16 protein-coding genes are annotated in these 15422 nt (G+C 38.6%); 9 read left to right on the top strand and 7 right to left on the bottom strand.

Translation table 11 applies throughout. The annotated features are described in order from the left end of the window. Position 1: 1 nt before the first annotated feature. The 3 genes from FFU37_RS05735 to FFU37_RS05725 are packed head-to-tail and all read left to right on the top strand — an operon-like array spanning position 2 to position 1582. Positions 2-427: a YcfL family putative periplasmic lipoprotein gene (locus FFU37_RS05735; protein ID WP_002959678.1), complete on the top strand. Its 426-nt coding sequence runs from the start codon at positions 2-4 to the stop codon at positions 425-427. An 11-nt stretch (positions 428-438) separates the two neighbouring features. After that, positions 439-1059, top strand: a complete 621-nt coding sequence (lpoB, locus tag FFU37_RS05730) for a penicillin-binding protein activator LpoB (protein WP_007375407.1) — start codon at positions 439-441, stop codon at positions 1057-1059. 55 nt (positions 1060-1114) lie between these two features. Continuing rightward, positions 1115-1582 (top strand): outer membrane lipoprotein, encoded by a 468-nt coding sequence (locus tag FFU37_RS05725; protein WP_002959676.1) that lies wholly within the window; start codon positions 1115-1117, stop codon positions 1580-1582. Positions 1583-1648: 66 nt separating this feature from the next. On the opposite strand, the gene FFU37_RS05720 is transcribed toward FFU37_RS05725, so the two are convergent. Further along, complete coding sequence (locus tag FFU37_RS05720; RefSeq protein WP_024597609.1) at positions 1649-2866, bottom strand: pyridoxal phosphate-dependent aminotransferase; 1218 nt, start codon at positions 2864-2866, stop codon at positions 1649-1651. Between the two features lie 367 nt (positions 2867-3233). Next, complete coding sequence (locus FFU37_RS05715) at positions 3234-3578, bottom strand: Hpt domain-containing protein (protein WP_002959674.1); 345 nt, start codon at positions 3576-3578, stop codon at positions 3234-3236. Between the two features lie 137 nt (positions 3579-3715). Here FFU37_RS05715 and FFU37_RS05710 point away from each other — a divergent pair, with 137 nt between their 5' ends. After that, a complete protein-coding gene (locus tag FFU37_RS05710; protein WP_138488951.1) occupies positions 3716-4312 on the top strand; it encodes a tRNA-uridine aminocarboxypropyltransferase in 597 nt (198 codons plus the stop codon). 24 nt (positions 4313-4336) lie between these two features. Beyond that, positions 4337-5122: a CLCA_X family protein gene (locus FFU37_RS05705; protein ID WP_138490006.1), complete on the top strand. Its 786-nt coding sequence runs from the start codon at positions 4337-4339 to the stop codon at positions 5120-5122. 16 nt (positions 5123-5138) lie between these two features. Here FFU37_RS05705 and dcd read toward each other — a convergent pair whose 3' ends face one another. Further along, positions 5139-5723 (bottom strand): dCTP deaminase, encoded by a 585-nt coding sequence (gene dcd / locus FFU37_RS05700; protein ID WP_002959670.1) that lies wholly within the window; start codon positions 5721-5723, stop codon positions 5139-5141. A 6-nt stretch (positions 5724-5729) separates the two neighbouring features. Then, the gene (apbC, locus tag FFU37_RS05695) at positions 5730-6806 is read right to left on the bottom strand and encodes an iron-sulfur cluster carrier protein ApbC (RefSeq protein ID WP_138488950.1); all 1077 of its coding nucleotides are present in this window, start codon (positions 6804-6806) and stop codon (positions 5730-5732) included. Positions 6807-6993: 187 nt separating this feature from the next. Between apbC and metG the strand changes: the two genes are divergently transcribed. The 4 genes from metG (at position 6994) to FFU37_RS05675 (ending at position 13257) form a co-directional block, all read left to right on the top strand. Then, positions 6994-9015: a methionine--tRNA ligase gene (gene metG / locus FFU37_RS05690; RefSeq protein WP_002959668.1), complete on the top strand. Its 2022-nt coding sequence runs from the start codon at positions 6994-6996 to the stop codon at positions 9013-9015. A gap of 170 nt (positions 9016-9185) precedes the next feature. After that, on the top strand, positions 9186-11570 hold the full coding sequence (locus FFU37_RS05685) for a putative bifunctional diguanylate cyclase/phosphodiesterase (RefSeq protein WP_002959667.1): 2385 nt from the start codon (positions 9186-9188) through the stop codon (positions 11568-11570). Beyond that, positions 11567-12499, top strand: coding sequence for an alpha/beta fold hydrolase (locus FFU37_RS05680; RefSeq protein ID WP_138488949.1), 933 nt, complete (start codon positions 11567-11569; stop codon positions 12497-12499). Before FFU37_RS05685 ends, FFU37_RS05680 begins: the two co-directional genes overlap by 4 nt. Positions 12500-12609: 110 nt before the next feature. Continuing rightward, positions 12610-13257, top strand: a complete 648-nt coding sequence (locus FFU37_RS05675; RefSeq protein WP_002963212.1) for a bifunctional 4-hydroxy-2-oxoglutarate aldolase/2-dehydro-3-deoxy-phosphogluconate aldolase — start codon at positions 12610-12612, stop codon at positions 13255-13257. A gap of 36 nt (positions 13258-13293) precedes the next feature. Here FFU37_RS05675 and lepB read toward each other — a convergent pair whose 3' ends face one another. The 3 genes from lepB to FFU37_RS05660 form a co-directional block, all read right to left on the bottom strand. Then, entirely contained in the window at positions 13294-13944 is a 651-nt protein-coding gene (gene lepB, locus FFU37_RS05670) for a signal peptidase I (protein WP_138488948.1), read from the bottom strand. Positions 13945-14096: 152 nt separating this feature from the next. Then, entirely contained in the window at positions 14097-14351 is a 255-nt protein-coding gene (locus tag FFU37_RS05665) for a DUF2999 family protein (RefSeq protein WP_002963210.1), read from the bottom strand. Between the two features lie 62 nt (positions 14352-14413). Further along, positions 14414-15376, bottom strand: a complete 963-nt coding sequence (locus FFU37_RS05660; protein WP_024595341.1) for a zinc-binding dehydrogenase — start codon at positions 15374-15376, stop codon at positions 14414-14416. Positions 15377-15422: the final 46 nt, after the last annotated feature.

Here is a 15422-nt window from a genome sequence, read left to right as displayed (position 1 = left end):
CATGAAATACATAGCGCCATTATTAGCAGCCTTAATGCTCAGTGCATGTTCCAGCCAACCGGTTACATCGGGTATTTCTGTTGAACAAAATAAAAACCAGTTTAATGAGCAATTACGTGTAGATAACCCAGAGCTTGGTAAAAAGCTGGCCATTACTGATGTGAAAACACGTCAAACCAACCAGTTAACCGATGTAGTAGTGACACTTTCGAGCCAGTATAAAAAATCACAATATTTGCAGTATCAGTTTAATTGGTTTGATAAAGACGGCTTTGTAATTAAAGGCAACCATTCACCTTGGCAAGCACTCACCTTATTTGGTTTTGCAAAAACACAATTACCGGGCTTAGCACCGAGCTCTGATGCGGTTACCTTTTCGTTAGCAGTAAGAGAAGTGTCTACCGAATCACAAGAATTTAAAGATTAAAGGAAACAACCATGATCATCAGTAACAAATTTAAAACAGCATCAACTTACGCTTTAGTTGGCCTCAGCGCTTTAGTATTAAGTGGCTGTGCTAATAAAGCCGTAGTAAGTTATGGCGACGCACAAGCAGTAGAAACAACCGATATTAATTTTGGCTCTACCGACTTACAAAAAGTAGCGAGCCAAATGACCGATTCATTACTCAGCTCACCCGTTGTTGGCACAATGACCGCTAATAAACGCCCTGTAGTATTTGTTGAGCGTATTAAAAACAAAACTAGTGAGCACATTGATACTGAATCAATCACCGATTCAATCTCAACGCAAATGCTACGCAGTGGTAAGTTCCGTTTTGTAGATATGACGCGTGTTGAGTCAGTACGTGAGCAATTAACGTTTCAAAACGAAGATGCCCTTGTTAACCCTGCAACAGCTGTTGCATTTGGTAAACAAATTGGCGCGCAATATATGTTATACGGAAATTTATCGAGCATAGTTAAATCAAATGCCGACAAATCAGACGTATACTATAAATTTACGATGCGTTTAATGGATATGGAAAGCGGCCTAGTTGAATGGGCAGACGAAACTGAAATTCGTAAAACTAAAGAAAAATCAACCTTTGGCTGGTAGTTACTAAGCCTTTACGGGCTAATAAGCCCATAAAGGCTACCAATAGGAGATTATTATGAAAGCTATAATATTAATAATGTGTGCCCTACTTAGTGTGAGCGCGCCAACTTTTGCTCAATACGAGCGCAATAAAGCAGTACCTGTGCAGCAAGTTTTATTTGGTGACGTAAAATCGGTACGCAATATTACCGAACAAGAAATCATTCAAGACAAAAACAACGGCTGGAAAACCTTCGGCGGTGCATTACTCGGTGGTGTTGTAGGCAACCAGTTTGGTGGCGGTAGCGGCCGCACAGTAGCAACAATATTAGGCTCGGTAATTGGCGGCAGTGTTGCACATAATAGGCAGCAGCAAAGTCATTATCAGCAAAATCATTTTGTAGAGTTATTAATACAAGTTGAAAACGGCGACCAGTTTATGGTTGTCCAAGATCAAGACCAATCAATGCGCTTTAGCAAAGGCGATAATGTAAGATTAGTGTACTTGAACGACAACACGGTGCGTGTAGATAAAGCGTATTAGCTAATATATTCATGACTAAAGTAAAAAACGAGCCAAATTTGGCTCGTTTTTTTATTTTTTAAATAACTATACTTGGCGATAGTCTTTAAAAAAACGCTTCATTTTTAACATCGCATCCGATAAATCATCTTTGCTTGGTAAAAATACCAATCTAAAATGATCCGGCTCGGGCCAATTAAACGCCCTGCCATGTACAAGTAATATTTTTTCGGCTTTTAGCAAATCGTACATCATCTTTTCATCATCTTTAACGTTAAAAAGTGCTGTATCTACTTTGGCAAACGCATAAAGCGCGCCTTTAGGTTTTTTACAACTAATGCCTTCAATAGCGTTTAACCCGCGCCATGCTATATCGCGCTGCTCGTATAAGCGCCCGCCTGGGTTAATTAAATTATCAATTGATTGCACACCGCCCAACGCTTGTTGAATTGCATATTGCGCAGGTACATTGGCGCACAAACGCATAGATGAAAGTATTTCAAGACCTTTGCGTAAATCATCCATTACCGAGGTACGACCGCTTAGCACCATCCACCCCATTCTTAGCCCTGCTGCACGGTAAGTTTTAGCTAAACCATTAAAAGTAATGATTGGTACATCATCACACAGTGAGCCGATTGAAGTATGCGTTATACCATCGTATAAAATCTTTTCGTAAATCTCATCGCTCAATAACAGTAGTTTATGTTCACGCGCTATATCAATTAATTGCATTAGCAAATCATCACTGTAAACCGCACCTGTCGGATTATTAGGATTAATTAATACCAAAGCTTTAGTTTTAGACGTTATTTTGCTTTTTATATCTGCAATATCCGGAAACCAATCTTGCTCTTCATCACATAAATAATGCACCGGATTACCACCCGATAATGTGACAGAAGCAGTCCAAAGTGGATAATCTGGAGCTGGAATAAGCACTTCATCGCCATTATTTAATAGCGCTTGGGTGATCATCTGAATAAGTTCGCTTACGCCATTACCAATATAGATACTATCTACATCTAAATTATGTAATCCACGTTGTTGGTAGTGCTGATAAATAGCCACGCGGGCTGAATAGAGGCCTTTAGAGTCACAGTAACCTTGGGCTGAATATAAGTTGCGGATAATATCGCGGTGCATATCTTCTGGCATATCAAAACCAAAAGCAGCTGGATTACCTATATTCAATTTTAGTACTTTTTGACCTTCGTCTTCCATTTTTTTAGCTTGTGCTAAAACCGGCCCACGAATGTCATAACATACACCTTCTAATTTGTGACTCTTTTTAATATCAGACATTTTTACCTCTTTAGGGCGTATTGACTTTATGGATTAAATTTGTTCAACCTAGGGGCGATTTAATCGCGGCGCGAGATTTGTAACCTAGTGGGCTAAGTAAAAATTGAGTAACAAAGAGAAAATAGCCCCTAGGAAGAACCCTCTGGGCAATGCGTGTTTGGATTTTATGTGTTGTTATCGCCTATTTATGTGGAAAAACCACACTGCATAGGCTCTGCCTAACCTAAAAACCAGACACTCGTTGCAAATTCAATCCCGAAAGATCAACACGCCCTAGTGAGTCTTTAGACTAACCTAGTAAAGGCGTAAAATGCCAGTCAATTTAGGTGCTTAATACTGAAATAAATTCACGTTTCAGCTTCAATAATTAACGAGATGCTAACCATTCATTTAGCTTAGCTTGAGAGCCTGTTACTTGAGCCATTAAGCTATTAGATGCGTCGATAGCTTCAGCTAAGTTATCTAGGTTTAAATTTTGTTCAATCACACGCGATACTTCAGCAAGGCTTGAAGCTCCAAACTGCGCCGCATTCGATTTTAAGCTATGGGAGTGGCGAATAGCTGCTTCTTTATCTTTACCAATGGTTGCTAACACTTCTGAGCCTAAACGTTCAAACTCTGAGCAGCAAAAATCAAGTGTATCAGCAAACTGCTCACCCAATAACGATTCCATACTCTCTAATGCTGATGTATCAATATTTATTTCTGTCATATTTTAAGCCCTTAAAACAATCCATGTAAGTTACAGTTTAATAGTACTACTTTATATTGATGCGTAAAAAAAACCAACTTAATTACCTTATAAATGTATAATTGCGAGGATCATACTGGCAACAGAAAGTTTATTAAATGGCACGCACACTTTGTAATCATTGTAACTTTTCACTAAACACCTGTATTTGCAACGCAATTACAAAAATAAACAACAAAGTTACGGTTATTATTCTACAGCACCCGAGTGAAGAAAAAATAGCAAAAAATACCGCTAAACTACTCAATTTATGCCTAACTGATTGCCAAATAATCAAAGGCGAAAATAATGATGACTTTTCCATACTAAAAACACTGCCAGTAAGCTCAACTGTTTTACTCTACCCTAACGAACACGCTGTAAATTTAGACGATAACACTGAGCAGCCAAATGTAAAAAACATCACCCATTTAATCGTGGTTGATGGTACATGGAAAAAAGCCTACAAAATTTTGCAGCTCACCACATTACTAAATCAATTTAAAACGGTCAGTTTTAAACAGCTACCTAAAAATCGTTATGCTATTCGTAAAGCCCCTCGGGCCGACAGCCTATCCACACTTGAGGCTGTAGCGCATAGTTTGTTTTTAATAGAGCAGCTAAATCCCGCACCACTTTATAATACGCTTAATGAATTAATACAAAAACAAACCCAACACATGCCCGAGCACGTAAAAGCACGTTACTTAGATTAAATTCGTTACTATATGAAACTTGCAATGCGTAACTACCCTAACAGACTAAAACGTGGCTTTACTCGCCAAGGACCCGACTATCGCTTTGACGACCAAGTCGACTTTAGCGATATAAGAGATACCTTCGGCTTTAGGTCAATGGTCGTTGGTAAATGGGTAACTAAAGAAGAGCGCTATATTAGCGCCAACTTAATTTACGATGCACTGGCCGACCTAGCACAAATACTGCATTTACCACCTAAAGCAATTGGCCTGCGCGGCAAGCTTAATTTTGCGTTTGGTCATGGTGGTCAAAAAGGTGTGCAAGCGCATTATAACGCAGCCTCTCAAACACTTGCTCTTGCAAAAAATGCAGGCGGTGGTGCACTTGCTCACGAATGGTTCCATGCGTTTGACCATCATATAAGCGAGCACTTATTTGCAGCAAAACCACGCTTTGGCTTTGCCTCAAAATTGTGGCTTTCAAACACGCCTAATTTATCGCATCCACTTAATAATGCTTTGAACAGTTTTTATAAACATGTATTTTTAGATGAAGATGGTATTGATGCAAATAATTTTGTACAAGCGTGTATAGAACACGATAAAGCCCACAATATGAATTATATGAGCATGCCAGAAGAGCTTGCAGCACGGTGTTTTGAAGCCTGTATTGAAGGCCACACATATATAAAAAATAGCTTTTTAGTGGGAGGCTTAAAAAGTAGTAATTTAATATACCCAAATAGTGAGCATATCAATAAAGCAAATGAAGCGCTTAACCAGTATTTTGAACTACTGGGTTATGCGCTTCATAAAATAGACGAGTAATGCCTATATTTGGTGATTATTTATCGTCACTAATACGACTTGCTACTGCGCTGCTTTGATCTTTATATTTTGCATCTTTACGAATATTGTATGGGTTTTCACACGGACCCGATAACATTTCAAAGCTCATAGCACCAATTTTCATCAGTGGGCGTAGTGCCAGTGGTAATTTACCTGAGTTGTAAAACTCTAAAACAATATTACCGCTCCAGCCTGGGTCTATTCGGTGCGCGGTTACATGCACCATTAACCCCAAACGCGCAAGCGATGAGCGTCCATCTAACCAACCTACTATATCTGCTGGTAGAGTTACTTTTTCATGGGTAATAGCTAGTGCAAGTTCACCTGGGTGTAAAAAGAATGCTTCACCTTCATCAAGCACTATTTCTTCACTCATAATCGATTCCATGGCCTTATTTAACTGATCTTTTGGACCACTTAAATCAACATATGCGGCGTTATGCGCATTAAAAGTTCTAAATTTATTTCCCAAGCGTAAATCGGCAGTCACGCCTGAAATCATTTCGCTCGTTGGCGCAGGCTCAATAACAATGCGGCCATCGCTTAGGTATTCTTTAATATGTGTGTCTGAAAGTCTCATTATTTATTAATCTTCCGTAATCACAATTTCAATTGCTTTGTGATGCTGTTGATAATAAAGCGTGCTGGCTATTAGCCTTGCTGCTGCGCTGTATGTTTTGCTTATTGCGGCATCGTTATCGCTTGCAATAAGTTTACCTTGCTCAGAATACTCGCGTATATCTATTGCAAGTGGAATATGGCTAAGTACAGGCACGCCGTGCTTATGCGCCAGTTTTTGGGCACCGTCTTTACCAAATACGTGGTTAGCTTCACCACAGTGAGTGCAAATGTAGTGGCTCATATTTTCTATTAAGCCAAGCACCGGTACGTTTACTTTATTAAACATAGCAATGCCTTTTTGCGCATCGGCTAGCGCTAAATCTTGCGGTGTAGTGACAATAACAGTGCCACTAGCGGGTACTTTTTGGCTCATTGTAAGCTGAATATCACCGGTGCCCGGTGGCATATCAACAATTAAGTAGTCAAGCTCGCCCCAATCGGTTTCATTAAGTAATTGGCTCAGCGCGCCTGACGCCATTGGCCCGCGCCATACCGTGGCATCATCGCTTGGAACTAAAAAGCCAATTGACTGCGCTTTAATGCCATTTGCATCAAAAGGCTGTAGCTGTTTGTTATCTTTAGTGACGGGCTCTGCGCCCACTAATCCTAAAAGCATTGGGATAGATGGGCCATAAATGTCAGCATCTAAAATACCCACCTTTGCGCCTTCATTTTTAAGCGCGCCTGCCAAGTTAACAGCAGTAGTCGACTTACCTACCCCACCTTTGCCTGAGGCAATAAGTACAATATGTTTAATCGCTTTAAACTTAGCCGCCTCTTTAATGATAACCTTGGCGCTAATTGTTACAGGCACATTTAAGCTTTCACTTACGTGTTGCTCAACTAAAGGCATTTCTGATTGCCCAGCAAATGGTAGGGTTAATTTAATGTGTAGTGATTTATCGTCATTTTGAGTAATAGTATTAATGAAGCTTTCGTCAATACCGACGGCAAAAGCCGCACTACGATATGCCGCTAAGGCAGTAATAATCGGTTGTTTTTGCACCGATTTAGAAGAGAATAGTTTCGACAGTCCAAACATAGCAATTAAATAGCGTTTCTTTGATGAAAAGTGCCACGGAATTATGTAACATTCAGGGCATTAACACCAGTCAATTAATAAAAATCCATAAGCTGTGCGCACTCTAAGCAGATAGCTTGTAGATAAATTAATGATAATTGCCGTTTGTATAATAAAAACGGCGTTTTATCCTCAATTCGGAATGATTATGACGCAGCGAAAGATCCTGATTACCAGCGCATTACCTTATGCAAATGGCCCTACTCACCTAGGTCATTTATTGGAATATATTCAAACTGATATTTGGTCACGTTTTCAAAAACTACAAGGCCACGAAGCTTATTATGTTTGCGCAGACGATGCCCACGGCACACCAATTATGCTTAATGCGCAAAAGCAAGGGATCACGCCTGAAGAAGCGGTAAAACAAGTAAGCATAGAGCGCCAACGCGACTTTGCTGACTTTAATATCAAATTTGATAACTACCACAGCACACACAGCCAAGAAAACAAAGAATTAAGCGAGCTTATTTATAACCGCCTAAACGATGCCGGTCATATTAAAAAGCACACTATTTCGCAATTATTCGATCCAGAAAAAGGTATTTTCTTACCAGACCGCTTTGTAACAGGTACTTGCCCAACGTGTAAGTCTGAAAACCAAAATGGCGACAGTTGTGATTCATGTGGTGCTACATACAGCCCTACAGATTTAATCAACCCACGTTCTGTAATGTCGGGCGCTGAGCCTGTACTGAAAGATTCTGAGCATTACTTTTTTGACCTGCCAGCATTTGAAGGCATGCTAAAAGAATGGCTACACTCGGGCACTATTCAACAAGAAATGGCTAATAAGCTAGATGAATGGTTTACCGATGGCTTGCAGCAATGGGATATTAGCCGCGATGCACCTTATTTTGGTTTTGAAATTCCAAATGCACCGGGCAAATACTTCTACGTTTGGTTAGATGCTCCTATTGGTTACATGGCGAGCTTTAAAAACCTGTGTGACAAAACAGGCATCGACTTTGATGCGTTTTGGGCTGAGGGTTCAGACGCAGAGCTTTATCACTTTATTGGTAAAGACATTATCTACTTCCACAGCTTATTTTGGCCAGCAATGCTAGAAGGCGCGAATTTTAGAAAGCCAACTAACGTATTCGCTCACGGTTTTGTCACTGTAAATGGCGAAAAAATGTCTAAATCAAAGGGTACGTTTATTAAAGCGCGTACTTATTTAGATAACTTAAACCCAGAATACTTACGTTACTACTACGCAGCAAAATTAAGTAGCGGTATTGTTGATCTGGATTTAAACCTAGAAGACTTTGCACAGCGCGTAAATTCAGACCTAGTAGGTAAAGTAGTCAACATAGCGAGCCGTTGTGCTGGCTTTATTACTAAAAAGTTTGATGGCAAGCTAAGCAACATTATTATGCAACCAGAGCTGTTAGCAGAGTTTCAAGCTGCTGCACCGAGCATTACAACACACTACGAGAACCGCGATTACAGCCGCGCAATTCGCGAAATAATGGCGCTTGCCGACAAAGCAAATCAGTTTATTGATGGCGCAGCGCCTTGGGTATTAATTAAAGACGAAACTAAGCAACAAGAAGCACACGAAGTGTGTTCTCTTGGTCTTAACTTGTTCCGCGTTTTAATTACTTACTTAAAACCCGTGTTACCAGGAATGGCAGACAACGTACAAGCGTTTTTAAATGACGACCTTGCATGGGACGGCGTTCAAAATGCGCTAGTAAGCCACCCTATCAATAAATTTAAACCGTTAATGCAACGTGTTGAAATGGATAAAGTGAACAAAATGGTTGAAGAATCTAAAGAAAGCTTAGCACCAAAAGTAACAATTGACCCTAACAGCCCACTTGCAAAAGAGCCTATTAGCGACGAGATTGAGTTCGATGATTTTGCAAAAGTAGACCTACGCGTAGCCAAAATTGCTAAAGCAGAGCACGTAGAAGGCGCAGATAAACTACTTAAGCTAACACTTGATTTAGGCGGCGAAACTCGCCAAGTGTTTGCGGGTATTAAATCGGCTTACGCACCTGAGGATATCGAAGGCAAGCTAACCGTTATGGTTGCGAACCTTAAGCCTCGTAAAATGCGCTTTGGTATGTCTGAAGGCATGGTATTAGCAGCAGGCCCTGGCGGAAAAGAAATTTACATTCTTAACCCAGATGACGGCTCAGAGCCTGGTATGCGCGTAATGTAATATTACTCATACTATAAAAACCGCTGATACATCAGCGGTTTTTATTACAATACGATTATCATAAAATGCATAAATAGTATTAAAAAAGGACTGTGCTAATATATAAGCCAATAATTTAGACCTTTTAAATTGTCAATTAATGCTATTTGGGAAAGGACCCCCTAAGATTCATGAATCGAGAACCGACCTCATCAAACCCTAGCTTTTTTAATTTGTTATATTCTGTTTATTTTTGGTTTATCAAAAATATCAAGTCTAGTATAAATACAAACTCCTCTAATAGAGACACGTACAAAGCGTTTAAATCACGCCAATACTACGCAATCTTACAGCAAATGCCCTTTAGTAGTACTGGCAACATGCTAACTTCTTTACTTCTTACATTATTTTTCTGGAACGATGTTAATCATTATGTATTAATATCATGGATAAGCGCTCTTTGGTGCATAGCTATTATTAACATTATTTTGTGGTATAAAAGTAAATCGATTGAAAAAAACACATTAATTAAGAAGCACGCAGCAGAATGGTTAACTGTAATTCTATCTTTAGCGGCTATTTTACATATCACGATGGCCAATTATTTATTTGGTTTATCTGATGAACAAGGCCGACTATTAATTATCTGTATTATAATTTCGTTTGCCTCTGTTGGTGCTTGGATGTTTTCATTTCTTCCTATAGCGGGCTTAGCATGGGTTGGTATTTTTACTCTTGGGTTACTTATTGGTATTCCATACCATTTTTGGGGGCATTATTGGTACTTTGCGTTAATAGTCACTTTTTTTGGCTTGATACTCGCCTCAACGGTAATTGTATTTTCTCGAATGTTTTTATCAAACTTAGAGGCAGAAACAAAAATAGAACATCAACGTCAAGTCGTTGGTATGTTACTCAATGACTTCGAAAAGAATGCAAGCGACTGGCTATGGGAAACTGATGAAAAAGGTAATTTGCAGCATACCTCCCTTCACCTTGCTAAAGCACTTAATGTAACCATACAGGAATTAGAAGGTAAAAACTTCTCATCAATTATATTTTCCTTGTGTAAAAGCGCCACAAGCAAAGAGCTGTTTCAAGACCTCAATACTAAATTATGTACCCCACTCCCATTTAAAAATATGCAAATACCTGTTGAAGTAGCAAAGTGCCACAAATGGTGGGCTATCACAGCAAAGCCATTAGTAAATTTTAACGGACTATTTTTAGGTTGGCGTGGTGTTATTTCTGACATAACAGAAATAAAATTAAGAGAACAAGAAATGGAGTTCTTAGCTAATGCAGATCCTTTAACTGGTTTAGCAAACAGGCATAAGTTCAATCAATTCATTAAACAAGTATTTGAAAAGAAAGCATCAGCAAACTGTACTCTTTTCTTGATGGATTTAGATAACTTTAAAATAATAAACGACTCACTAGGACATATAGTGGGCGATCAATTATTACAAGAAATGGCTAAACGACTTTCTGCTGCAATAAAGCCAAATGGGTTAGTTGCTCGTCTTGGCGGAGATGAATTTGCAATTGTTTATCAATATACATTAGATAAAACTTCAGCCCAAGAACATGCCGAGCAAATTTTAGATACTTTAAAAAAACCATGGTATGTTCACGAATATAAGATTGAAATGTATGCGAGCATAGGAATTGCTTCTACACCAAAAGATACTATGACTGCTCATGATTTATTTAAATTTGCTGATATGGCTCTATATTCAGCAAAAGAGACAGGAAAATCTAAATGCAGTTTCTTTGAACAATATATGGAAGAAAATGGAAAATCGAAGCTTGCCCTACTCTCTGATATAAAAAAAGGACTTATAAATAACGAATTTACTATTTATTACCAGCCACAAGTAAATCTTAAGTCGGGTAGCCTCAATGGTTTTGAAGCGTTAGTTCGCTGGAATCACCCTATAAAAGGAACTATTGCACCGGATACATTTATACCACTTGCTGAAGAAAGTGGCCTAATAAATAAACTTGGCCAATTTATTTTAAATCAAGCCTGCAAAGATGCTTCTTCATGGCCTAAACACCTTAAGGTTTCTGTTAATGTTTCGGCATTACAGTTTACTAAAAACACATTGGTTGAAGATATTTTTAATGCCCTAAAAAGCAGTAATTTGGCGTCCGAACAGTTAGAAATAGAACTTACAGAGTCTGTAATGATTAACAATTACGAATACGTTGTTAAGGTATTGAACAATTTAAGAGAGCGAGGTGTAAAGGTTGCTCTCGATGACTTTGGAACAGGCTACTCTTCACTTTCCTATCTCCAAGAAATTCCGTTGGATAAATTAAAGATTGACCGATCTTTCGTTGAGAAATTGAATGTAGTAGATAACACCCAAGCTACTGCCATCGTTAAATCTATTATATCTTTGGCACAAGCGCTTAACTTTGAAACAACAATCGAGGGTATCGAGTCAGCTAATCAAATAGCAATTTTTAAAGGCATGGGCAGTACTTATGGCCAAGGTTATTACTACAGTAAACCTATTGATTCAGCTTCTACAATATCGCTAATCAATAATTGGAATAATAAGCTTTGACATACCTTATAATTTTTCTCCTCCTGGGCTTTACAGTATTATTTTATTTAACGTACTCGCCAGATATTTCGGCTATCGTAATAAAAAAACGCTGGTCATACGATAACTCAAAGTTTGTAAATATCGACAAAATAAGCGTTCATTATATAGATGAAGGAAAAAAAGATGCGCCAGTACTCATTATGCTGCATGGACTATCAGCAAGTTTACATACGTGGCATGATGTTACTAAAACACTTACAAAAGATTTCAGGGTGATAAGTTTGGACTTACCCGGCTTTGGCATAACTGGGCCATGGGAAGAGAGCAAAAAATACGATAGTAAAAACTATTCAAAATTTGTTGAGAAATTTATTAATAAACTCGAAATATTCTCATATACGTTAGTTGGCAATTCTTTTGGTGGTGAAATTTCATGGCAACTAGCCAAAAATCATCGAAATAAAATAAATGCCCTTATTCTTATAAACGCAACTCCTCGTCTAGCCCCATTTAAGAATTGGCTAATAGGCTGGAAACTTGCTTATTTACCAATAACAAAGCAATTAAGCCTGTATTTTTTACCTTACTTTGTGACTAAAAACAGTCTCAGAAGAGTGTTTAAAAATAAAGATATACCGTTTAGTAAGTTTCAGCAGTACAGGGAACTAACTCTTAGAGTTGGTAACAGAGCAGCATTAATCTCCCTTTTAAAATCGTACTCGTTCGACCCTTTGTTATTTGCTGGCGATAAACTAAATATACCTACTTTAGTTGTTTGGGGAGAGGAGGACGAGGTAGTTCCATTTGACTACACAAAAGAATTTATACTCAACAGCACAAATACTCAGTTAGAAATAGTGAGTAATGCCGGTCACCTACCTCATGAAGAATTGCCGATTGAAACAAGTAAGTTAATCAAGATTTTTCTGAAGCCTTTAATTGATTAAGCCTGTGACCTTTATCAATTAATTTTTCAATTTAGAAAGGTACATACTCCCTGACTATACTATTTCCTATTAAATCGTCTACCCCGTTTGATATAAAGTGAATTGTAATTATGACCCAAATTTTAGATACCAACAGAACAAAAGTAAGTAGCCAAATAAAGCAACACAAATTAGTCGCCATACTGCGCTTAAAACAACAAACCGATGTAGCTCCATTAATTGATTGTTTAATAAATGCGGGCATACACTCATTAGAGATCACTTCAAACACACCTGGCTTTGAGCAAGAAATAGCAAGAGCTCGCGCAGCGCATAAAAACGCACTTATTGGTGCCGGCACAATAATTAACACCACCCTTGCCCAGCAAGCTATTGATGCAGGCGCGCAGTTTATCGTAACGCCAAATACCAACAAATCGGTTGTCGAACTTGCCCACCAGCACGGGTTACCCGTATTAATGGGCGCACTAACACCTACCGATGTAGCAAATGCAATTGAATATAACGCTGATATTATTAAGGTATTTCCTGCAGGCAGTATGGGCATTGGTTACTTTAAAGCATTAACGGGTCCATTTTCAGAAGCACAATTAATGCCTGTTGGTGGTGTGAATTTAGATAATATATCTCAGTGGTTTGAAGCAGGTGCTTGTGGCGCTGCAGTTAGTGGCGATTTTTGTAAGGTATTAAATACCGAACAAGAGCGTAGTGTTCTTACCAAGCTTGTAAAAAAATATATAAGTAAACTGCCTAAATAGGCAGTTATATTTTAACTATAAAATTAATTATCTTATTTAATTGAGCTTTTTCAATACGCGGTCTTTTCTTGGTAGGTAATAGTTATCGTAATCAAGAGACACTATAACGCGCTCTGCTTTTCCTAATAACTCATTACGCGGAATTAAACCTATTACACGCGAGTCAGCGCTATTGTCGCGGTTATCGCCCATTGCTAAATAATAATCATCAGGAATTGTAATTGCATCAAAGCCCGATAAACGTGAAGGAATATTTGCCACTCTTATCGAATGCGCTAATCCGTTTAAATCTTCGATTTTATCAAGCGAGTCTATGTTGCTTTGCTGATCTGCATAATTAAGTCTTTTACCATTAATAATGAGCTCATTATTTTCAAGCGCAACGGTGTCTCCTGGCACACCAATTACACGTTTAATTAAACGGTTATCGGCAGCTTGTGAGTCAAAAACAATAATATCACCGGTTTGTGGGTCCGCTAGTTTAAGTAGTTTTATATGCGTAAATGGGACACGAATATCGTAGGCCATTTTATCGGTAAGTATTCTGTCACCTTCTTGAATTGTTGGCTTCATTGAGCCTGTTGGCACTTCGTACCAATCGGCTACAGCGCTTCTAAATACGCTCATTAGTGCAATAAATACGATAAGAGAGCGGTTGTTTTTCCAAAACTTATAAAGCGGTTTCATATTATTTCCCTACGTTAATTAAGTATTATTATGACTTACTAAATACTGAGCAGTTCAATGTAGAGTGTAACAAAAAGTGTGTGCTTTACGGCGGGTATAGCAAGGTAGTTGCTTACCTTGCTATATGATCAATCTGAAAATTAGATTATCAATTACTGTTGATTTAGTTTTTCTTTCGCTTCTTTTACTTTTTCAAAATCTAAACCAAGTTCGTCAGTCGCTTCTTTAATAAGATGCGGTTGAGTCATCACGACTGCCATTAATTGTTGTAACTTTTCTGGCGGAATACCAAGCTCTTGAACAAGCGCCATTGCCATCATTGGATTTTGAGTAAACGCTTCAAACAATGCTTTTACTTTTTCGTCGCTTACATTGTGCTCTTTAAGTATTGCTAGTATTGGATTCATTATTAAACCTTAAGTATTTTTTATAGGGCTTAGTATATGGGCTAAACCCTAAAATTAAAGAGTTACTCTACAAGTAAAACCACTTTTCCTGCGTTTTCATTACGCTCTAAAATAGCATGCGCTTCGTTTGCGTCGCTCCAAGGCAATGTTTTATACAGGTTAAAGTCGTACTTTTTAGTGGCAATATCATTGTAAAAACGCGCTACAAAGTCGTCGCGCACCTGGCGTTTAAACTCAATACTACGATTTCTAAGCGTTGAGGCATGAAACGAAATACGCTTTTGTAAAAGCGCCGCAAAATCAACTTCTGCAAAACGTCCATCTAAAAATGCAAGCATTACAATTTGGCAATCCATGGCTGCAATAGCGGCATTTTTATTTAAGTAACTACCCGAAACAGGATCTACAATTGCATTTGCTGTTAACTCATTTGCTTTCATATATTCTACAAAGTCGGTGGTTTTATAGTTAATTGCATGATCGGCACCGAGCTCTTTTGCGTGTTGGCATTTGTCATCCGTACCAGCGGTAATAACCACGGTAGCACCTGCGCTTTTAGCCATTTGAATTGCTGCACCGCCTACGCCACTAGCACCTGCATGAATAAGCGCTGTTTGCCCTTTTTGTAATTTACCAAGCTCAAATAATGCGCCAAATGCCGTTAAATACACTTCGCTTATTGCAGCGCCCTCTGCCATTGTTACATCATCGGGTAATTCCATAAGTTGTTTTGCATCAACGGCTACATATTCGCTATAAGCACCACCTGAGCACAACGTGAAAATACGCTTGTTTAGCCAGCTTTTATCTACATCTTTTCCAAGCTCAGTAACTGTACCCGCACATTCTAAACCTAAAATAGGGCTATCTCCCGCAGGGGCCGGGTATTTACCTTGGCGCTGCATACTGTCTGCACGGTTTACACCTATTGCTGCAACTTTAACAAGTACTTCATGGCTCTTTAAAACCGGTTTTTCGGTTTCACTAAATGCAAGATTACCATCTTCATGAGAAATATATTTCATTGTTGCTCCAAGTTTAAAAACTGTAATAACATATAGATGGGGATGA

This window comes from Pseudoalteromonas distincta (assembly GCF_005877035.1).
Lineage (GTDB): Bacteria > Pseudomonadota > Gammaproteobacteria > Enterobacterales > Alteromonadaceae > Pseudoalteromonas > Pseudoalteromonas distincta.
This window is presented reverse-complemented; position numbering and strand designations above follow the sequence as displayed.

Bases quoted from the DNA above. Each gene is read 5' to 3' on its own strand.
- FFU37_RS05725 (WP_002959676.1), top strand. From the start codon at position 1,115: ATGAAAGCTATAATATTAATAATGTGTGCCCTACTTAGTGTGAGCGCG.
- FFU37_RS05665 (WP_002963210.1), bottom strand. From the start codon at position 14,351: ATGAATCCAATACTAGCAATACTTAAAGAGCACAATGTAAGCGACGAA.
- FFU37_RS05735 (WP_002959678.1), top strand. From the start codon at position 2: ATGAAATACATAGCGCCATTATTAGCAGCCTTAATGCTCAGTGCATGT.
- FFU37_RS05705 (WP_138490006.1), top strand. From the start codon at position 4,337: ATGCGTAACTACCCTAACAGACTAAAACGTGGCTTTACTCGCCAAGGA.
- FFU37_RS05710 (WP_138488951.1), top strand. From the start codon at position 3,716: ATGGCACGCACACTTTGTAATCATTGTAACTTTTCACTAAACACCTGT.
- lepB (WP_138488948.1), bottom strand. From the start codon at position 13,944: ATGAAACCGCTTTATAAGTTTTGGAAAAACAACCGCTCTCTTATCGTA.
- lpoB (WP_007375407.1), top strand. From the start codon at position 439: ATGATCATCAGTAACAAATTTAAAACAGCATCAACTTACGCTTTAGTT.
- FFU37_RS05715 (WP_002959674.1), bottom strand. From the start codon at position 3,578: ATGACAGAAATAAATATTGATACATCAGCATTAGAGAGTATGGAATCG.
- FFU37_RS05675 (WP_002963212.1), top strand. From the start codon at position 12,610: ATGACCCAAATTTTAGATACCAACAGAACAAAAGTAAGTAGCCAAATA.
- FFU37_RS05720 (WP_024597609.1), bottom strand. From the start codon at position 2,866: ATGTCTGATATTAAAAAGAGTCACAAATTAGAAGGTGTATGTTATGAC.
- metG (WP_002959668.1), top strand. From the start codon at position 6,994: ATGACGCAGCGAAAGATCCTGATTACCAGCGCATTACCTTATGCAAAT.
- dcd (WP_002959670.1), bottom strand. From the start codon at position 5,723: ATGAGACTTTCAGACACACATATTAAAGAATACCTAAGCGATGGCCGC.
- FFU37_RS05660 (WP_024595341.1), bottom strand. From the start codon at position 15,376: ATGAAATATATTTCTCATGAAGATGGTAATCTTGCATTTAGTGAAACC.
- apbC (WP_138488950.1), bottom strand. From the start codon at position 6,806: ATGTTTGGACTGTCGAAACTATTCTCTTCTAAATCGGTGCAAAAACAA.
- FFU37_RS05685 (WP_002959667.1), top strand. From the start codon at position 9,186: ATGAATCGAGAACCGACCTCATCAAACCCTAGCTTTTTTAATTTGTTA.